Here is a 19,577-nt window from a genome sequence, read left to right as displayed (position 1 = left end):
CGTCCGGATGGACAACAGGGCCGTCCCCCTCGAACCGAGGGAGACGGCCCGTTGCGGGAACCGGAGCTCAGCCGCGGGCGGCAGCCACCGCGGCGGCCGGCTGATCGGCGGGCGGCATCAGCTTCGGGTATACCTTCTGGAACTTCTCGATCATCGTGGCGGTCGGGACGATCCGGTTCGGGTTGCCCTGGCTCGTCGCCTGTTTCTCGCCCCACGCGCCCGCGGCTTTGCGCTGGTCGGGAGTGCCGTGGCTGTGGTAGCAGTCGCCGATCGAGGCGTCCAGGTAGGTGACTTCCTGCTGGGTGCGGGCGTTCCACGCGTAGCCCTTGGCGTGCGCGACGAAGTAGCCGCCGTAGGCGTCGGGGCCCATTTCGGAGGACTCGTTGCGCGGGTAGTTCTCGTGCGCGAAGTCGACCTGGTGGCCGTACTCGTGGCCGACCACGGACTCCACCGAGACGTCGTCGAACCCGAGGACGTTGACCGTGTCGAGCAGGCCGTCACCGAGTGCCACGCGCTTGCCGCCGAGGCTGTCGGCCGGGGCGGAGAACGCGTTGAGGGTGAGCAGCGGGTGGCGGCCGCCCTGCAGCGCCGGGACTTCGTAGAGCACCTTGGTGGCGAGCGCGGCGGCGTCCTTCACCTTCGCCGGCGCGAGGCCGAGGCTGAAGGTCTGCGCCATCTTCGCCTGGCTGCCGAGGTCGGTGCCCTTCCAGGCGACGAGCTGGATGTTCCAGCTTTCGATGTCCCAGAAGGCGCGCAGCCGGTCGATCGTGTCGGTGGCCCGCGGGGTGTACTGGCCGTCGGTGCCGAAGACCTGCGGGGTCTTGTCGGACGCGACGCCCTGGACGTAGAGCTGGCTGAGCCCCGACAGCGCGTTGAACGCCTGGTTCTCGAGCGGGGTGAGCTGGGCCGCGAGCTTGTTGGCGTAGGTCAGCAGCGAACCCTCGGTGCAGCCGGGGATCGGGCCCTGCGCGGCCCGGCTCCGGGGGCCGATCCGCGGGATGGGCGACTCGATGAGCCGGTCGACGCCGCGCAGTGCGTTCGCGGGCAGGCCGTCGTAGAGGTCGGTGACGTACTGGTACAGCTGCGCGACGTCCTGCTCGACGGTGGTCGGCGCGGCGTCCGCGGGAACGGCGGTGGCGAGCACGAGTGCTGCCGCGGTGCCCGCCGCCGCGAGTGTTTTGCCGAGGAATCTGGTCAAGGCGGTCCCCTCTTCGGTTTCGTTTCAAGATCACGAAGCACCGCCACAGTAGGGCGGTGATCGACGGTGGAACCGGTGCGGAATCAAGAACCCCGGGATGGCTCACGTCTTTCGGAGGGTTTTCGCCGTGCGGACCTCGGCCGAAAGTACTAGGTGTGACCGCGTCGGATGATCTGTCACGCTGTTCCGGAAAGACCGGATCGGTGCGCAACTTCGGGGTCGGTGGAACGTCTGATGGACCGTGAGAGTGATCCGTATCGCCGGGCTCGGTTTGACGGCCCTGCTGCTGGCTGCCTGTAGTGGACCGACCGAGACCGCGGGGGTGGCGCAAGCGGCCGGCGCCGCCGGAGCGACCGGGACGGCGGCCGGGCCCGGGGTGCCGGCCGCGACGGTGGCGTTCGAGGGCGGGGACCAGCTGAGCCCGAAGGACCCGATCGTCGTCAAGGCATCGGGTGGCACGCTCCAGGCGGTCACGGTCACGAACCCGCAGACCGGCAATGCCGTCAAGGGCGACCTCTCGCCGGACAAGACGACGTGGACCAGCAACGATCACCTCCGGTACGGGGCCACCTACCTCGCGGTCGCCACCGCGGTGAACCAGGCGGGCGCGGCGACCGAGCAGCGCGGCGAGGTGCACACGCTCAAGCCGGCCGGGGTCGCGACTCCCGCGCTCTTCCAGCCGGCGGCGGGCGATTTCGGCGTCGGCCTGATCATCGGCCTGAAGTTCGACCACGACATCACCGACAAGGCGGTGGTGGAGAAGTCGTTCAAGGTGACGTCCTCGCCCGCCCAGGACGGTGGCTGGTACTGGGTGGGCAAGCGCGAAGTGCACTTCCGGCCCAAGGAGTACTGGAAGGCCGGCTCGACCGTGAAGCTCGAGACGACGACCTTCGGCATGCCGATCGGGGGCGGCGTGTACGGCGGGCAGGACGTCTCGGCCACCTACAAGGTGCACGACTCCTGGGTCGCCAAGGCGGACGGCAAGACGCACCAGATCAAGGCGTTCCACAACGGACAGCTGGTGAAGACCGCGCCGATCAGCATGGGCAAGACCGCCGACACCCCACCGCGCGGCCCGACGCCGACCTTCACCGGCACGCACACGGTGCTGTCGAAGGAAGACCACAAGATCATGGATTCCTGCAGCTACGGCGTGTGCGAAGGCGACCCGGGCTACTACAAGGCGCCGGAGAACTGGAACGTCCGGATCTCCAACGACGGCGAGTACCTGCACGAGAACCTGAAGACGGTCGGCGTGCAGGGCCGGGACAACGTCTCCAACGGCTGCCTCAACATGAACACCGAGAACGCGAAGTGGTTCTTCGACACGTTCAACGTCGGCGACGTCGTGGAGATCACCAACTCGGGCGGCCCGCAGTTGTCGATCAACAACGGCCACGGGGACTGGGCGATCAGCTGGAGCGCGTGGCAGGCGGGCAGCGCCCTGCGCGGCTGAGCCCGGCCGGGGACCGTCAGCCGGCCGGGATGCGCCGGAATTCGACGACCTTCGTGTTGTAGTGGGCGCCGTTCACGACCGTGGTCTCGACGAGCGCCTCGAAGTGCTTCCGCTTCCTCGACTTGCGAAGGAACTTCCGCTCGCCGAGCTTCTCCGCCGCGGCCGCGGTGCCGTGTTCGAAGCAGCCCGCCACGATGACGATTTCCGACGTGTCCGGCGCCAACGGGTTAGGTGTCCGGATGATCAGAGCGTAGTCACTGACCGGGAAACCCGGCTCCTCGTACCGGGGCGCCAGCGCACGACCCGACTTCAGGTCTCGCACGACGGCGGCCGCGTGCTCCGGATCTTCGGCGAAGTCGTAGGAGATCACCCCGCTCAGCTTGGCCAGCATCGTCGCCGTCACGGCGTTCGCCAGCGGGCCACCGATCAGGACGAGGTCCGAGCTCAGGTCACGCGGCGGCAATTGCCGGGACTCGACGATCTTCCCGGTGCTGCCCAGCTTGCGGAGCTGGGCTTCGATTTCGACCAGGGCCCCGATGTCGCCCATGCCGACCACACCGGCTCTCGCCCAGCGCCGGTGCGGGCCGAAGTCGTAGGCCCCCAGGACGATCAACGGGTGCCGGCCGCCCAGCGCCCGCCAGAACCTGCGCGCGCCGGCCAGCCCGAGGCGTCGTCTCGCGCTCGTCGTCGTCCAGACCAGCACGCCCCCGATGGCCGCCGCGATCAGGTTGGTGGAGATGTCGGGCAAGGCTTGGACCAACCAGCCGCCCACGCCACCGACCGCCAGCCCCATGAACAGCCACCCCTCGTCGACGACGATCCTTCTTCCGCAGTCGCGCTCGGCCCGCATCCCGTTACCGCTGTTTTCGGCAACGATCGTCCCGCTGAGCGGGCTGCCTCTTCCGCACGTGCCCGAGCGGCACATCGGGGAGATCGCGGAGGCGGCCCCGTTCGAGCCGGCGGACCTGGGAACGTTCGCCGGGCGCAGTCCGACTGCACACGGGGGACAGTTACCGCGCCGAGGTCGAGGCGGTCGCCGACGTGCAGCCGGCGCTGGATCTGTTCGCGATGGTGCTGCGGATGGCCGGGAAAAACCGTGGTGGGCGGGATCGGAACCTGCGATCATCGCATCGTCTCCTCAACAGGCGTCGCCGGGGCGCCCGAGGTCCGCGTGACCGAACCGGTGGGAGTAAGAGGGGATGCGGGAGGCAGTCCCACGCGTGGCGCGCGATCGGCGCCCTGAGCGGTCCCCACCGGGCCCGGCACCGGATTGAACGTTGTACCGCCCGTGCCGCGGGTGCTATACCGGCAGCTGCCCGGTGTCGCGACGACGCGACGCCACGAGCGAGCGGAGTGTCCGTGGCAAACCGTGCTTTCGTCGTGGCCGCCCTGACCGTTCCGGTTCTCCTGCTGGGGACCGCGACCGCCGTGGCCGCTCCCGACACCGGGCGGCGGCTGACGATCGAAACGGTGTCGAACCCGCGGCCCGCGCTCGTCAGCGGGGGACAGGTCCTGGTCAAGGTCGTCGCGCCGGGGAGAACGCGGGTCAGCGCCAACGGCCACGACGTCACCTCGAGCTTCCACCCCCAGCCGGACGGCAGCCTGCTGGGCCTGGTGACCGGCCTGCGCGACGGCGTCAACGACTTGAGCGCCAGGACGAGCGGCCACGGCCCGGACCAGCGGGCGAACCTGCGCGTCACCAACCACCCGAGCACCGGCCCCGTCTTCTCCGGCGCGCAGCAGCGCCCGTTCTACTGCGAGACCCAGGCGTTCGGCCTGCCGCCGGCGGCGCAGCCGTTCTGCAGCGCGCCGACCCAGGTGAGCTATCAGTACCGGACCACCGCCGGGGCGTTCGCGCCGCTGGCGGACCCGGCGACCCGGCCCGCGGACCTCGCGACGGCCACGGTGAACGGGCGCGCGGTGCCGTACGTGGTCCGCGTCGAGCGCGGCACGATCGACCGCGCCGTCTACGAGATGGCGGCGCTCTACGACGGCACTCCGTCGCCCGTCGCGCCGGACGCCGGCTGGAACGGGAAGCTGGTCTACACCTTCGGCGGCGGCTGCAACGCGGGCTACCACCAGGGCACCTCGACCGGTGGCGTCGTCAACGACCTGTTCCTGGCCCGGGGCTTCGCGGTCGCGTCGTCGAGCCTGAACGTGCTGGACACCAACTGCAGCCCGATCATCTCGGCCGAAGCGGCGATGATGGTCAAGGAGCACTTCGTCGAGACCTACGGCCCGGTGGCCCACACCATCGGCTGGGGTGGCTCGGGCGGGGCGATCCAGCAGTACGACATCGCGGAGAACTACCCCGGCATCGTCGACGGCATCATCCCCGGCGTCTCGTTCCCGGACCCGCTGAGCACGGGCGGCCCGGTGTCGGACTGCCGCTTGCTGGAGCGGTACTTCGCCGGGCCGGGCGCGTCGTTCACCGCGGCGCAGAAGCAGGCCGTCGCGGGCTTCGCCAGTTACGACACCTGCGTCTCCTGGGACAAGACCTTCGCCAGCCGCGCCACCGCGACCGGCAGCTGCAACGCGGCCATCCCGGTGCCGGCGCGGTGGGATCCGGTCACCAACCCGCGCGGGGTGAAGTGCAACTCGAACGAGCAGCTGGTCAACCAGCTCGGGCGGGACCCGCGGACGGGGTTCGTCCGCAGTCCGCTCGACACCACGGGTGTGCAGTACGGCTTGGCCGCGCTGAAGTCCGGGACGATCACCGCGGCCCAGTTCGTCGACCTCAACGCGACCATCGGCGGCCTCGACTACACCGGAACGCCGGTGGCGCAACGGATCGCCGCCGATCCGAAGGCCCTCCAGACGGTGTACGCCGAGGACATCGTGAACTCCGGGTCGCAGGGTCTGCGGGAAACGCCGATCATCGACCAGCGGACCGATCTCGACCTCGCCGGGTTCGGCAACGACATCCACACCACCGAGTGGTCTTACGTGATGCGGCAACGGCTTCTGCGCGCCAACGGCACCGCGGCCAACCAGGTCATCATCGAAAACCACCTCACCGCCGGCGAAGTGGCGGCCGCCAGTGTCTACGAGCTCGACGCGATGGACCGCTGGCTGACCGCGATCGATGCCGACAGCTCACACCGGAGCCGCCAGCAGAAGGTATTGGCGAACCGGCCGGCCGACCTCGGCGACGGTTGCTACCTGTCCGCCGCGTCGCGAATCACCGAGAAGCTGACGTACCCGGCGAGCGGCCAGTGCGGCGCGCAGTACCCGGTGGCGGCCAACACGCGGATGGTCGCGGGGGAGAGTCTGTCCCTCGACGTGCTGAAGTGCCGGCTGAAGCCGGTGAACTTCCGCGACTACCCGGTCACGTTCACGGCGGCGGAACGGAAGCGCCTGAGTGAGACGTTCCCCGGCGGCGTGTGCGATTACAGCCGCCCGGGCGTCGGCCGGCACGCCCCGATCGGCACGTGGCTGAGCTACGGCGACGAACGGACCGGCACCACGCCGCCGACCAAGCTGCGGTGACGGATCCGTAAGTAGTGCTTCAGCCCTCCGTGGCGCGCGTCCACATCCGTTCGAATTCCGCGGCGTCGATCACGGCCGGGGTGAGCGCGCGCTGGCCGGCGATTTCCTCGAACGACGGGAGCGGCACCTCGCTGAGCCCCGTCTTGCCGGTCGACCGCCAGTCGTCCGCGTAGTGCAGGGTGCCGTCGGGGAAGACCTCGACCTTGCGGACCTCCCAGCGGTCGTCGTCGAGTTCGCTGTAGATGTCCACCGGAGCGTCGGCGGCGTCGTGCCGCCAGTGCACGTGCAGGTAGTCCATGTCGGGTCTCCGGTTCAGCGTTGCCGCGGCGGTCGCGGGCGGGCCGCGTCGCCCCAGTCTTCCTGGCCCATGCTGCTGCCGAGGTGGGGCCCCGGCGGGTTCGGGCCGTGGCTGACGTGCGCGTCGCCGATCTCGACCGGCCGGGGGTTCGGGTGGTTCGTCGGCTGGTCGTTGTGGTGCACCACGTAGACGTCCGGCCGGTGGTCGGACTGCGAGATCGTGTACCCCTGGCTCTCCAGCGCGGACGGGCTGACCTCGATGTGGTGCGTGAAACTGGCACCGGAGCCCGGGTTGAGCACCAGGGCCTGGGACAGCCCTTCCTGCGACAGCTGCCCGGGCGCGATGTTGGTGAAGTAGCCGCCCGAGCCGTACCGGGCGTGCGAGCCGACCAGCGGGTTGTCGGGCGTGCCGTGCGTCCACGCCGACGGCCGCACGTGACCGCTGCCCATGATGCCGTTCATGCCGGCTTCGTTGGTGTAGTGGTAAAGGCTCCCGTTGGGGTTGTCCGGCGTGTGCGGCACCGTCGCGTGCGGGGTCGTCGGCAGCGGGTTGTCGTAGTACGGCGGGGGCGGCCGGTTGTTGGTCCGGGGTGGCCGGCTCGGCCCGCTCGTGTTTCCGTTGCCGCCACGGCCGTTGCCGCGGTTGTTCCCGCCCCCACTCCGGTTGCCGCCGCCACCGCGGCTGCCGCCGCTGCCGGACGCGGCGGCCGCGTCGGAACACGGCGTCAGGCCGGACGGGTCGATCCACGCCAGCGGGTTGGCGACGTACGCCTGCGGGTTGGCCCCGCCCGCCAGCCCCAGCGGGTCGACGCTGAGGAAGCGCGCGGTGCCCGGGTCGTAGTAGCGGTGGTAGTTGTAGTGCAGGCCCGTTTCGGCGTCGAAGTACTGCCCGGGGAACCGCAGCGGGGTGATCGCCGGGGCGTTGTCCAGCGCCCGGCCCCAGATCGTCTGCGGCTGCTGGCGGGCGACCGCGCCGTCGAGCCCGACCAGCTCCGTCGGGGTGCCGACGACGTCGGTCACGATCGCGAAGAAGCGCTGGTCGAGCACCCGCTGGAAGCCCTCCGGCCCGAGCAGCCGCTCGCACTGCAGCAGCGGCAGTTCGGTGCCGGGTTCGACTTCCCAGCTCAGCAGCCGCCGTTGCCCCGACGCGGTCAGCCGGTGCTCCTCGGCCAGTGCCGGGCCGTCCCAGGTGAAGTCGATCTGCTCGGCCACCCCGCCGCCGGGCGCGAGCCGCTGCTTCGCGACCCGCCTGCCCAGCGGGTCGTAGCGGTAGCGCCAGCGCTGCCCGTCGGGCGTCGTGACGCCGGTGAGCCGGTCCTCGGCGTTCCAGGTGAAGCGCCAGACCTGCAGCCGCCCGTCGAGCCCGGGCGCGGTGCGTTCGACGAGCCTGCCCTGCCGGTCGTGGGTGTAGCGAGCGGCGCCGGCACCGGTGAGCCGGCCGCCGGTGTAGGCCCGGGGCCCGGCGAGCGCGTCCGGGACGGCGCCCGCCTGGACGCCGGTCACGTTGCCCGTGCTGTCGTAGCTGTAGCGCTCGGCGGGCGCGGCGCCGGTGACCGCGCTGACCCGGCCCAGCGCGTCGAGCTCGAACGTCCGCGTCCCGGCGGCGTCGTGCGTCGCGACCAACAGGCCGTCTTCGCGGTAGTCGTAGGCCCGCCGGTGCACCAGCGCGCCGCCGGGGCCCGCCACGGTCTGCGCGGCGAGCCGGCCCGCGGAGTCCCAGTGCCGGCGCAGGTCCGCGACGCCCCATTCGCGCTGGACCTCACGGCCGGCCGGGTCGCGTCGCAGGCTCATCGTGTGGCCGCCGACCCGCACCGCGACCGGCGCGTCGGCCCCGTCGTAGGCCCACTCGCTGACCAGCCCCGATGGCAGCGTGCGCCGCGTCCGGCGGCCGAGGACGTCGTACTCCGACCGCACGGTGCGGCCGTTGCAGGATTCGGACAGCACCCGGCCGAGCGCGTCGTAGGTGAACGTGACGTCGGCGTCGGCGTTGACCGCGCGCAGGAGCCGGCCCGCCGCGTCGTAGGTCCAGCGGGTCACCTCGGCGCCGGCGCGCTGCTCGACCACGCGGCCCAGCGCGTCGCGGGTGAACTCCAGCGTCTCGCCCGCGCCGTTCGTGCGGCTGGTCAGGTTCCCCGCCGCGTCGTAGCCGTAGCGCAGCACGCGCCCGTCGAAGTCGGTCTCCTCGACCAGGTTCCCCGCCGCGTCGTGGCGGTACTCCCACCGGCGTCCCTGCTCGTTCCGGACCGCGACGAGCCGCAGCTCGGTGTCGTGCGTGAACTCCATCCGGCTGCCGTCCGGCGCGATCCGCGCGGCCGGCAGGTCGAACCCGCCGACCTCGTGCAGGGTCCGCGCGCCGGTGGCGTCCCGGTGCTCGCGGAGGTTGCCCTCGCCGTCGTAGGCCCAGTGCTCGGTGCCGCCGCCGGGAAGGGTCCGGCGCAGCGGGCGGCCTTCGACGGTCCACGCGTAGCGGGTGGTCTCGCCGGCCGGGCCGGTCTCCGCGACCAGGCGGCCGAAGGCGTCGTACTCGAACGTGCGCACCGCGCCGGTGGGCCCGGTGATCGACTCGGTCAGGCCACGCGGGTCGGAGACGATGGTGGTCCGCCCGCCGGCCGGGTCGACGATCGTGGCGAGGTTCCCCGCGCTGTCGTAGCCGTAGGTCGTGCGGGCGCCCGCCGGGTCGACCGCCGCGACGAGCTCACCGCGTTCGCCGTACTCGCGCGTCGTGCGCGCGCCGTCGACGTCCACGGTGACGACCGGCCGGTGCCGCTCGTCGTACTGCGCCGAGTCCGCGGTGCCGTCGGGGTAGCCGACCGCGACCAGGTCGCCGGCTTCGTCGTAGGTGTAGGTGGTGGTGCCGCCGAGTTCGTCGGTGCGGGCCAGCAGCCGGTGGTGCCGGTCCCACTCGTAGCGGACTTCGTGGCCGAGCGGGTCGATCTCGCGGCTGACCTGGCCCCACTCGGTGAAGTGGTAGGTGATGACCGCGCCGAGCGAGTTCGTCGCCCGCGTGACGCGCGCGGCGGTGTCGTAGGCGAAGGTGTAGTCGAGGTCCCCGCGGTCGCCTTCGGTGCGGACGCAGCGGCCGGCGCCGTCGTAGTGGTAGCGGTAGGAGACGCCGTTGCGGTCCTCCCAGCTCGTGATCCGCCCGTCGGCGTCGTAGCCGAAGCGCAGTGGCCGCCCGGAGGAGTTGACCACCTCGACGAGGCGGCGGGCGTCGTCGTACCGGTAGCGGACCAGCGGGAGGTCGGCCGGGGTGCCGTCCGGCAGCCGGGCGCCGCCGGCCAGGCCGATCCCGGTGACCAGGCCGCCGGCGGACTCGACGGCGAGCAGGTACCCGCCGGAGTGGCCGATGGTCCGCAGGACGCCGTCGGAGTCGCGGTGGAAGTCGATGCGGGGGCCGGAGCCGCGCAGCACGGCGGTCACCGGCAGCTCCGGACCGCCCGTCGGGGCGAAGAGCAGGGTCTGCGACAGCTCGGGCATGGTGACGGTGAAGCCGCCGTCCGCGGTGCGGGCCAGCGGCCAGCGCGGCCCGAACTCGGGCAGCACCGAGCCGGTGGCCCCGGGCAGCGGGTAGGTCATCAGCGCGCCGTCTTCGGCGGCGAAGCTGACTCCCTCGTCGTCGACCTCCAGCCGCTGGTCCAGGGTGGACGCCCAGGTGGGGCCGAACGACCGGCCGCAGCGGTAGTCCGACAGGTGCGTGCGGGAGACGATCAGCGGGAGGGCCGCGCGCAGCTCGACGTCGGTTTGGGGGAGGAACATCCGCCCGCTCGCGACGTCGATCGGGTCACCGCAGTCGGGCAGGTCGCGGGTGGGGGTGGAGTTGTGCGGCGGGTTGCCGTTGCCGCCCCGGATGCCGCCGTTCGCGCCCGACGTCGTGGTGGTGTCGGCCCCCTTGCCCGGCGGCGGCGTGCTTCCCGGGGTGCCGTCCGGCGTGCTGTCCGGTGTCTTCGGCGGGGTGTGGTCGCCGGAGGGAGTGGTGGAATCGCCGCTCTTCGGGGGCGGCGAGTGGTCGCCGGACGGCGTCGTCGAGTCACCGCCGTGGGGCTTCGGGGCCTTCGGCGTGCCGTCGATGGGCCCGACCTTCGGCGGCGCGGACACCTTGCCGCCGGTCTTGAGGTTCTTCAGCGCCTTCGCCGCGTCGCCGAACAGGTCGCCGGCGCGCTTGAGCAGCGGGATCAGCGCTTTGAGGGCCGTGACCAGCCGCTTGACCAGGTCGGCGATCTTCGACGCGGTCTTCGCGACGGCGCCGATCACCTGCGGCACCACCCAGGTGAGCCCGATGCCGAGGGTGAACACGACCTGCAGCGCCCAGCTGATCAGGTGCCCGATCAGTTCCGCGATGATGTCGCGCACCAGGGCGCGCACCGCGGCCACGACCTCGCCCGCGGTCTTCACGCCGCTGGAGGCCCCTTCGCTGCCTTTCTGCGCGGACTCCAGCAGCGCCACCGCGTCCTGCGTCCGCTGCCGGTACGTGTCGGCCGCCGGCCCGGTCCAGGACCGCAGGTCCGTCTTCACCATGTCGCCCAGATCAGTGCCGACGGCCTGCAGCTCGCCCGCGACGTTCTTCCAGGTCTCGGCCTGGGCGGCGATCTCGTCCGCGTTGCCGGTCAGGCCGTCGAGTGCCTGCTTCAGCGGCCCGACGTGCTCCATCAGCCACGCCACCCCGGCGGCCAGGATCGCGCCGAACGGGTCCATCGCCATGGACAGGGCGTCCAGCGCGGTCCCCACCGCGCCCATGGCGACCGACGCCCAGTCCCCGCTTTCGATGGCCGACTTCAGGTCGTTCGCGCTCTCCAGCAGGGAGATGCCCGTGTAGGGCTTGGTGGAGTCCTGGGCTTGCGCAACGAGGGGGTTGGTCACTCGATCATGCTAACCGGCGGCCCTCCGGGCGATTCCCGTGCCGGCCGGAACCCGGTTCGCGGCAAGGGATCTTCGGTCCAAATCGGACAGAGTTACCGAGACCGGCCGGTGCCCTGATCGAGAGGGGCCCGGCGCTCAGGACCGCCCCCTGCGAAGCTGGACCGATGGATCTGTACCTCAAGGGGAAGCGCGCGCTGGTCACCGGCGCCTCGAAGGGCATCGGCGCGGCCATCGCCGAGACCCTGGCCACCGAAGGGTGCGACCTGCACCTGGCCGCCCGCAACGGCGAAGCGCTGGAGAACCACGCCCGGAAGCTGCGGGAGAACCACGGCGTGGCGGTGACCACGCACGCCGTCGACCTCCGGGTCACCGCCGATCTCGAGAAGCTCGCCGAGGCGGCCGGCGACGCCGACATCCTCGTCAACAACGCCGGCGACATCCCCGCCGGCACCCTGGACGACGTCGGGCCCGAGCTCTGGCGGCACGCGTGGGACCTGAAGGTCTTCGGCTACATCGACCTCGTCCGGCTCGTGTACCCGCGGCTGCGCACCCGCGGGCACGGCGTGATCGTCAACGTCATCGGCAGCGGCGGCGAACGGCCGACCGCCGGGTACATCGCCGGCGGCGCGGGCAACGCGGCCTTGATGGCGTTCACCACGGCCCTCGGCGGCGAAGGCCCGCGCCACGGCGTGCGCGTGGTCGGCGTGAACCCCGGCCCGGTCGCCACCGAGCGGGTCGCCACCATGCGGGCCGCCAACGCCGATGTCGACGCCAGTTTCGCTTCGCTGCCCTCGGGACGCATCGCCGAGACCCGCGAGGTCGCGGACCTGGTGGCTTTCCTGGCCTCCGAACGCGCCGGCTACATCAGCGGCACCATCGTCACCATCGACGGCGGCATGACGGCCGCGCGCTGAAGACCGGTCACGCGCATTGGCTCCGGCCGGGGCAGCTGCGCAGGTAGCGCACCACCGGCGCTTCCGGGATGACCTGGTTCGCGCCCGGCAGGCCTTTCGGCCATTCGATCGACACGGCGACCGCGGAGGAGTTGTTGCGGTAGTTCGTCTCGGCCAGCGTCCGGTCGCCGTTCACGGTGTTGACCAGGTCGTACTTTCCCGCGGGCACGTGGGTGATGTCCAGCCACTGGAAGTCGACTTCGTACTTGTAGTCGTCGCCGGAGCCGACCGAGATGCCCTCGACCACGTCGAGCGCCGCCGGTTCGTGGTGTCGGCAGTTGTTGGCGCGCAGCCGTTCCGCGAGCTCGGCGTCGGCGCCGGTCGCCCCCGGCACGTGGGGCAACCCGCCGGCGTCGGCCACGGGGAAGCGGTCGCCGAGGCAGAAGCCGTTCTTCCGGTCGGTGACGATCGTCCTGCCCTGCGGGGAAACCAGCGCGAAGTTCTCGAAGTTCATCAGGTGCCAGTGCTGGTGGGCGAGCGCGGGCTCGTAGTAGGTGTACGCGCGGGTGGCGCGTTGCGCGGAACCGTAGTCACCCGGGATCGAGCCGTCGCCGCCGTTGCGCAGTGCCTGGCGCACGGTCATCTTCTCCTGCTTCGCGTTGTCGCGACGCCCGTACAGCAACAACGGCCCGTCGCCGACGTTCTCCTCCGAACTGGTGAAGCGCAACCGGACGGCTTTCGCGACGGCGGCCGGGACGCAGCGGCCGTTGGGTGCCGCGGGGTCGATCACCGGGCACACGTCCCAGGCCCCGCAGTGCGCGAGGTCCGTGGAGTAGCCACCGGTGCAGCCCGGCGGGACCTGGCGGAGGTCGGGGAGCAGGAGGTCGGGCGCCGCGTCGGCGCGCGGCGCCGACGCGGGGGCCGCGGCCAGGATCGCCGCCAGCACCAGGGCCGCGTACTTCTTGGACAAGGGGTCACCCTCCTCGGGGTTCCGGCTCGCGTGCGTCACACGATGGGCTGAGCCGGGTCGCTTGTGGACGTCAGATCAGTAGCGTGCGGGCGAACTGCCGCCGTCGAAAAGGAAAAGCATGCCGACCACCGCCGGTTTCCGGGCCGCCGCCGAGAGTTCTCCCGAGGTCGTGCTCGCGGCCGTCGGGGGCGCGACCCTGGTCTGCGGGACCCGCCCCGAGCTCATCAAGCTGGCGCCGCTGATGCGCTTGTTCGGCGGCGAGTGCTCGATCGTCTACACCGGACAGCACTACGACGGGCCGCTCTACTCGCGCATCCGCGCGGATCTCCCGCCCTCGGACCGGTTTCTCGAGCTCGGCGTCGGCGGCGGCCGCCGCGGGGACCAGCTGGGCCGGACGATCAGCGCGGTCGACGAAGTCCTCGCCACCCACCCGGGCCGGGTCGTGCTCGTGCAGGGCGACACGACGTCCGCGCTCGCCGGCGCGCTGGCGGCCAACGCGCACGGCCTCCCGCTGGTGCACGTCGAAGCCGGGCTGCGCAGCCACGACCGGGCGATGCCGGAAGAGCACAACCGGGTCCTGATCGACCACCTGGCCGACCTCTGCTGCGCGCCGACCGAGCTCAACCGCGGCAACCTGCTCGCCGAAAACGTGCCCGCCGAACGGATCGCCGTCACCGGCAACACCGTCGTGGAGGCCCTGGAAACCGCGCTCCCGCCGGCTGACGAACGCGCGGACGTCCTCGCCGCGCACGGGCTGACGCGCGACAAGTACGTCCTGGCCACCATCCACCGGCCGGAGAACGTCGACGACCGGGCCCGGCTGGCGGTCGTCCTCGGCGAACTCGGCCGCCTGCCGGCCCCGGTCGTGTTCCCGCTGCACCCCCGCACGGCCAAGAGCATCGACCGGTTCGGGCTGCGCGGGCTCCTGGCGCCGCTGGTCGTGCTGGAACCCCAGGCCTACCCGGCGTTCCTCGCGCTCGCCGCGGAAGCCGCCGTGCTCGTGTCCGATTCCGGGGGTATCCAAGAGGAAGCGAGTGTCCTCAAGCGACCGGTGGTCGTCGTGCGGCGCAGCACCGAGCGCCCCGAGATCGCGGGGACGTTCGGCGTGCGCGTCCCCGCGGGACCGCGGATCGGCGAGGAAACCGCACGGTGGCTGGACGACGTCGCCGGCCACCGCGAGCGGCTCCGGTGCCTCCCGTCGCCCTACGGTGACGGGTCCGCCTCGGCACGGATCGTGGCCGCGCTCGGCTCCGCGCTCGTTCACCGGGCCGGCTCCGCGATCGCGGGCTGATCCCGGCCGGCCGGGATGCGGTCGGTGACGTCGTTCGCGAGTGCGACGCTCGAGTTCCAGCTCGTCACTTCCGGGTAGACGTGCGCGGTCGTGGCCAGGAGCAGGTTCGTGTCCTCGACCTCGACGCCGGGCCGCTGGGCGAGATAACCCAGCGGGTACACGGGTTCGACGAACGGCGCCTTGAACACCCGCACCTCATCGATGTCGTCCGGGCCCAACTCCGGGTACAGCCCCCGGAGCTGGGCCGTCCACCGCGCGGCGATCGCGGCGTCGTCGTCGAGGTAGAGCTGCGAGTCGCGGTCGGTGTAGCGCATGACGTAACCGAGGTGGTGGCCGCCGTTGGCCTCGGTTCCGGCGAGCTCGGACATCGCGACGACGCCGTCGAACTCGGTGCCCGAGTGCAGCACCGGCGTCCAGTAGTGCTCGGTGAGCGCCCGGCGCAGGAAGAACACACCGGTCACGACGCCCTGGTAGGGCAGGTCGGTCCGGGGGAGCCGGGCGGCGAGGGCGTCGTCGGAGATGCGCCGCAGCAAGGGAAGCGGCACGGTCGACACGACGTGATCCGCGCCGAGCACCTCGCCGCCGGTCAGGGTGAGGATCGCGCTCTCGCCCGCGCTGTGCAGCCGCCGGACCGGGGCCGACGTGCGCACGGTTCCGCCGGCCCGCTCGATCGACTCCCGCAGCGCGTCGATGACGGCGCGGTAGCCGCCCACCGGATAGCCGCGGGTGGCGACGTTGCGCTCCCGGCCGAGCCGCTGCCACAGGTACAGCGCGGGGACGTCGCCGAAGGACGGGCCGAACTTCGAGCCGAACATCGGCGCGAAGAGCCGCTCCCAGACGACGTCGCCGTAGAGCCCGCGCAGCCAGTCCTCGGTGCGCAGGTGGTCGAGGTCGCGACCCCGGCCCAAGCGCCGCAGCAGCACCGAAACCACCCCGAACCGGATCCGGTCGTGCGGCCGCAACGCGGAAAACCGCAGCAGGTCGAGCGGGGAGTTGAACGGGTACCGGCGGCCGTCGACGACCATGCCCATCGTGGTTTCCCGCCACCGGACGGCGTCGCGCAGGCCCAGCTCGCCCAGCAGGCCGAGCAGCGCGTCGTCGGTGGGCATGACGCAGTGGTAGAACCGCTCCACCCAGTGGTCGCCGTGGCGGAAGAACGTCCCGAGGCCGCCGAGCTGGTCGCCGGCTTCGAGCAGGGTCACTTGCGCGCCGCGGCGCGCGAGGCGGTGGGCGGCGGCGAGGCCGCAGATGCCGCCGCCGATCACGGCGACGTGCGGGGCGGTGGTCGAGTCGGACACCGGTGGCATCACAGCTTCCGGAAGGGCGCCGGGCTCAGCCGGTCGCGGGCGAGGAGTTTCAGGTACTGCGCCATGGTGCGGCGCAGCTTCAGTTTGCTCGGCCCGCGTTTGCGGTCGTACTGCAGGGCCAGCGGGACCTCGGTGATCACCGGACGGCAGTGGCGGAGCTTGAGCAGCAGCTCCACCATGCACGCGAACCCCTGCTCTTCGATGAGCCGCTCACCCCAGTGCGCGGACGCGCGCTTCAGCAAGGAGACCCGGTAGGCGCGGTAGCCGCTGGTGAAGTCCCGGACGCCGTCGACGTCGAGCGCCCGGTGGAACAGCTTCGCCGCGCCGCGCGAAAGCAGCCGGCGCCCGAGCGGGGCGGTCCGGTCGTCGCCGCCGGGGACGAACCGCGAGCAGATGGCGACGTCCGCGCCGCCGGCGATTTCCGCCTGCAGCGCGCGGATCAGCACCGGGTCGTGCGTGTCGTCGGCGTCCATCACGACGACCGAGTCGTCGGGCCCGGCTTCCGCCAGCGCCGCCCGGAGACCGGACAGCACCGCCCGGCCGAGCCCGAGGTTCACCGCGTGGCGCACCACGCGCACGTCGAGGCCGGCGCACCCCGACTCGGCCACCGCCGCCGTGGCGTCGGCGGAACCGTCGTCGACGACCCAGACGGTGATCCGTTCGGTGCGGGCCACGTCGGCGAGCCGCCGCAGCAGGGGCGGCAACGACGCTTCTTCGTTGAACGCGGGCAGCACGACGTGCGCCCGCCCGTCGGTCGTCTGCTCGGCGGGTTCCGGTTCCGCCAGGGTGGCCAGAGGTGATTCTTCGCGCACCACGTTCCCTTTGTTCGATCGGGTTGTCACTCGACCGGCATCGCTCTCCGAGCGGTCGACGGGACGTATTCGGCTATGTTGTTGGGTTTCTTTAGCGGCCTGAAAAGTCCCCCGAAAGGATGGGCGTCATCGGAACTACACGCTGTTCCCTCCGGTCACCGGTTCGGGTTTTCCGCGTTGCCCGAACGGGTGGGAAATCGTGTGGGAAGACGAGGAAATGGCCGTCCCCGACAACCGTTTCGACCGAGGCAGACACCAGTGACTGAACTGAGAGACGCGATCTTCACCGAAGCGCTGCCGCTACAGCGCCGCGTCCGGCCGCGCACCCGGCCGAAAAAACACCGGGCGCGGTCCCGCCCGTTCCTGACCCGGGTCAACGCGGTGGCGTCGCTGCTGATCGCCGTCGACGTCGCAGCCTGGGCCACCGCGGTCCTGCGGACCGGACCCGGCCCGGTGGGCGCGGCGGTGACCGGCGTCGCGCTGCTGCTGGCCCGGACGGCCGGGCGGGTCCACCGCCGCCGGCTGTGGCTTTCGTGGCTGCAGGACCTCCCGCGCTCGGTCACCGCCACCGCGCTGGCGTTCGCGCTCGTCACCGCGGCCGGGCTGGTGGCCGGGATGGACGGTGCGAGCACCGCGGAGCTGCAGGAGGTCGTGCTGGTCTTCGCGGTGCTCGGGGAAGCGGTCCGCCCGTTCGTCTTCGCCTTCGGCCGGTGGGGCCGCCGCCGGCTGCGCCGGTGCGACCGCGCCGTCGTCGTCGGCTCCGGCCGGATCGGCGCCGAGCTGGTCCGCACCATGCTCGAACACCCCGAGTTCGGGCTGCTGCCGGTCGGGCTCGCCGCCTCCGGACCGGCCCCGGCCGGCCTGCCCGTCGAGCCGATCGACGACGACCTCGCCGAGGCCATCACCCGGCTGCGCGCGGGCACTGTTGTTCTCGCGCCCGCCGCCGAGGGCGAGGACGACGGCGCGATCGTCGACGCCGCCATCAGCGCCCACCGGCTCGGGTGCGTGACGCTGGTGCTGCCGCACCTGTTCGAGCTGTGCCCGGACGGCCCGGGCGTCGACCGGCTCCGCAGTTATCCGCTGGTGTGGCTGGGCGGCGCGCCGACCCGGCGGCCCGGCTGGTGGGTCAAGCGGGTCGTCGAGACGGCGCTGGCCGCGGTCGCGCTCGTGGTCCTCGCGCCGGTGATCGCCTGCTGCGCGCTGGCCGTCGCGGTGGAGAGCGGCTTCCCGGTCTTCTTCCGCCAGGTGCGGGTCGGCATGGACGGGCGCACCTTCCTGCTCTACAAGCTGCGCAGCGTCCGCCAGTCCGATGTGGACGATTCGCAGGTCCGCTGGTCCGTCGTCGGCGACAGCCGGGTGGGCCCGGTCGGGCGGCTCCTGCGCCGGACGTCCCTGGACGAGCTCCCGCAGCTGTGGAACGTCGTGCGCGGCGACATGGCGCTCGTCGGCCCGCGCCCGGAACGGCCGGTGTTCGTGCACGAGTTCTCCGCCGTGCACGACCTCTACTGGGCGCGGCACCGGGTGCCGACCGGGCTGACCGGCCTGGCCCAGGTGCACGGCCTGCGCGGGGACACCTCCATCGCGGACCGGGCGCGCTACGACAACTACTACATCGCGAACTGGTCGCTCTGGCTGGACGTGAAGATCGTCATCCTGACCGTGGGAGAGCTCCTGTGCCGAAGGCAACGCTGATGCGCCGATTCCGGGCCGCCGCGGCCCTGCTGGTCCTGGTGGCGAGCTGCCTCTCCGGCTGTCTCTCCGGGTGCTCGGCGAGCTCGGCGCAGGAGACGTCGGTGCCGCCGCCGAAGCCGCTGGCGCCGTGCGCGTGGTGGTACGGAATCGGGCAGCCGCCGACGGCGAAGGAGATCGAGCTGGCCGCCAAGCGCTACCAGGTCGTCGTGCTCAACGCCGACCAGGGCGCGGCCATGCGCCGGCTGCACGAGCTCAACCCGCGGGTGAAGGTCCTGGTGTACAAGGACTTGTCCAGCACCCGAAACTACCCGGGCGCGGTCGACGGCGGTCGCGACGCCGCCTTCCTGCCCAGCGGCATCGGGTACGTGGCCGCGCAGGACGCCCACCCGGGCTGGTTCGCGGTGGACGACCGCGGCCGCCGCATCGAGTGGCAGGGCTACCCGAAGCACTGGCAGATGACGGTCTGGGACCCCGCCTACCAGCAGGCCTGGACGGACGCGGTCGTCGCGGAGACCACTCGCGAGGGTTGGGACGGCGTCCTGGCGGACAACGACTTCAACTCGCTGAGCCACTACTCGCCCGCGGTGCTCGCCGGCACCGCGAACGTGGCGGAGACCGACCGCAAGCTCCGCGACGGCCTCGACGCGTTCCTGTCCAAAGTGGGCGAGGCCTTCACCAAGGCGGGAAAGCTGCTGGTGCCCAACGTGTCCGAGACGCACCTGGTGCCGGGGCGGTGGACCGCGCACTCGCGCTTCGGCGGCGCGATGGAGGAGAACTTCGGGTTCCGCGAGGACGGCGGCACGGGCGGCCTGCTGACCTTCCGCGGCAACGAGTTCCAGGAGCTGCGCGCCCAGGCCGCGCTGGGGGAGTCGTTGCTGCTGCTGGTGACCCGCACGAGGAACGCGCAGCAGGAGCGGGCGGGGTACGCGAGCGCGGCGCTGCTGGCCGGCCCCCGCACGTGCTGGACCCGCGCGACCACCGACGACTACCGCGACCCGGAGTGGTCGGCGTTGCAGGACAGCGGGTTGGGCGAAGCGGTGGACGCGGCGGGCCGCCTCCCGAACGGCGTCTGGACGCGGACGTTCACCAACGGCTGGGTCGCGGTCAACACGACCGCGGCGACGCAGACGGTGACCCCGCCGGAGGGGCTGGCCGAGCCGGGTGCACCGTCGGCGTCGGTCGCCGAGCCGCCCGAGCCGATTTCACTGGAGGCGGCCGATGGGCTGGTGCTGGTCAAGCCGGCGAAGCCGGCTCGGGCGGTGGGGTGTGCCGGAGTGGGGTCGGGGCCGTTGATGCGGGCTTGCCGGTGAGCGGC

General features: G+C 72.0%; 13 protein-coding genes. 6 read left to right on the top strand and 7 right to left on the bottom strand.

From position 1 onward, the window contains the following. Positions 1-67: 67 nt before the first annotated feature. Positions 68-1,198, bottom strand: a complete 1,131-nt coding sequence (locus tag ABFJ78_RS47845; protein WP_436394186.1) for a hypothetical protein — start codon at positions 1,196-1,198, stop codon at positions 68-70. A 247-nt stretch (positions 1,199-1,445) separates the two neighbouring features. Here ABFJ78_RS47845 and ABFJ78_RS47840 point away from each other — a divergent pair, with 247 nt between their 5' ends. Next, positions 1,446-2,654, top strand: coding sequence for an Ig-like domain-containing protein (locus ABFJ78_RS47840; protein ID WP_436394185.1), 1,209 nt, complete (start codon positions 1,446-1,448; stop codon positions 2,652-2,654). 16 nt (positions 2,655-2,670) lie between these two features. On the opposite strand, the gene ABFJ78_RS47835 is transcribed toward ABFJ78_RS47840, so the two are convergent. Continuing rightward, on the bottom strand, positions 2,671-3,504 hold the full coding sequence (locus ABFJ78_RS47835) for a hypothetical protein (protein ID WP_436394184.1): 834 nt from the start codon (positions 3,502-3,504) through the stop codon (positions 2,671-2,673). Between the two features lie 509 nt (positions 3,505-4,013). On the opposite strand from ABFJ78_RS47835, the gene ABFJ78_RS47830 reads away from it, so the two are divergent. Then, positions 4,014-6,143, top strand: a complete 2,130-nt coding sequence (locus ABFJ78_RS47830; protein ID WP_436394182.1) for a DUF6351 family protein — start codon at positions 4,014-4,016, stop codon at positions 6,141-6,143. Between the two features lie 19 nt (positions 6,144-6,162). Here the strand turns inward: ABFJ78_RS47830 and ABFJ78_RS47825 are convergent, their stop codons facing one another. Then, entirely contained in the window at positions 6,163-6,441 is a 279-nt protein-coding gene (locus ABFJ78_RS47825; protein WP_436394181.1) for a DUF6881 domain-containing protein, read from the bottom strand. 14 nt (positions 6,442-6,455) lie between these two features. Then, positions 6,456-11,297, bottom strand: coding sequence for an RHS repeat-associated core domain-containing protein (locus ABFJ78_RS47820; RefSeq protein WP_436394179.1), 4,842 nt, complete (start codon positions 11,295-11,297; stop codon positions 6,456-6,458). A gap of 164 nt (positions 11,298-11,461) precedes the next feature. Here ABFJ78_RS47820 and ABFJ78_RS47815 point away from each other — a divergent pair, with 164 nt between their 5' ends. Next, positions 11,462-12,211 (top strand): short-chain dehydrogenase/reductase, encoded by a 750-nt coding sequence (locus ABFJ78_RS47815; RefSeq protein WP_436394178.1) that lies wholly within the window; start codon positions 11,462-11,464, stop codon positions 12,209-12,211. 7 nt (positions 12,212-12,218) lie between these two features. Here ABFJ78_RS47815 and ABFJ78_RS47810 read toward each other — a convergent pair whose 3' ends face one another. Continuing rightward, complete coding sequence (locus ABFJ78_RS47810; RefSeq protein WP_436394177.1) at positions 12,219-13,160, bottom strand: lysyl oxidase family protein; 942 nt, start codon at positions 13,158-13,160, stop codon at positions 12,219-12,221. A 118-nt stretch (positions 13,161-13,278) separates the two neighbouring features. Here ABFJ78_RS47810 and wecB point away from each other — a divergent pair, with 118 nt between their 5' ends. Continuing rightward, a complete protein-coding gene (gene wecB, locus ABFJ78_RS47805) occupies positions 13,279-14,451 on the top strand; it encodes a non-hydrolyzing UDP-N-acetylglucosamine 2-epimerase (protein ID WP_436394175.1) in 1,173 nt (390 codons plus the stop codon). Here wecB and ABFJ78_RS47800 read toward each other — a convergent pair. Both ABFJ78_RS47800 and ABFJ78_RS47795 read right to left on the bottom strand, forming a co-directional pair. Beyond that, positions 14,421-15,749 (bottom strand): NAD(P)/FAD-dependent oxidoreductase, encoded by a 1,329-nt coding sequence (locus ABFJ78_RS47800; protein WP_436394174.1) that lies wholly within the window; start codon positions 15,747-15,749, stop codon positions 14,421-14,423. The genes wecB and ABFJ78_RS47800 overlap by 31 nt on opposite strands. Positions 15,750-15,757: 8 nt before the next feature. Further along, positions 15,758-16,570, bottom strand: coding sequence for a glycosyltransferase (locus ABFJ78_RS47795; protein ID WP_436394173.1), 813 nt, complete (start codon positions 16,568-16,570; stop codon positions 15,758-15,760). A gap of 258 nt (positions 16,571-16,828) precedes the next feature. Here ABFJ78_RS47795 and ABFJ78_RS47790 point away from each other — a divergent pair, with 258 nt between their 5' ends. Further along, a complete protein-coding gene (locus ABFJ78_RS47790) occupies positions 16,829-18,262 on the top strand; it encodes an exopolysaccharide biosynthesis polyprenyl glycosylphosphotransferase (RefSeq protein ID WP_436394172.1) in 1,434 nt (477 codons plus the stop codon). Then, complete coding sequence (locus ABFJ78_RS47785; RefSeq protein WP_436394170.1) at positions 18,262-19,572, top strand: putative glycoside hydrolase family 15 protein; 1,311 nt, start codon at positions 18,262-18,264, stop codon at positions 19,570-19,572. Before ABFJ78_RS47790 ends, ABFJ78_RS47785 begins: the two co-directional genes overlap by 1 nt. The last annotated feature ends 5 nt before the right edge of the window (positions 19,573-19,577 follow it).

This window comes from Amycolatopsis sp. MEPSY49 (assembly GCF_051337345.1).
GTDB lineage: Bacteria > Actinomycetota > Actinomycetes > Mycobacteriales > Pseudonocardiaceae > Amycolatopsis.
The sequence above is the reverse complement of the archived record's forward strand: the minus strand, read 5'-3'. Positions and strand labels throughout refer to the sequence as shown.

Bases quoted from the DNA above. Each gene is read 5' to 3' on its own strand.
- ABFJ78_RS47835 (WP_436394184.1), bottom strand. From the start codon at position 3,504: ATGCGGGCCGAGCGCGACTGCGGAAGAAGGATCGTCGTCGACGAGGGG.
- ABFJ78_RS47825 (WP_436394181.1), bottom strand. From the start codon at position 6,441: ATGGACTACCTGCACGTGCACTGGCGGCACGACGCCGCCGACGCTCCG.
- ABFJ78_RS47815 (WP_436394178.1), top strand. From the start codon at position 11,462: ATGGATCTGTACCTCAAGGGGAAGCGCGCGCTGGTCACCGGCGCCTCG.
- wecB (WP_436394175.1), top strand. From the start codon at position 13,279: ATGCCGACCACCGCCGGTTTCCGGGCCGCCGCCGAGAGTTCTCCCGAG.
- ABFJ78_RS47785 (WP_436394170.1), top strand. From the start codon at position 18,262: ATGCGCCGATTCCGGGCCGCCGCGGCCCTGCTGGTCCTGGTGGCGAGC.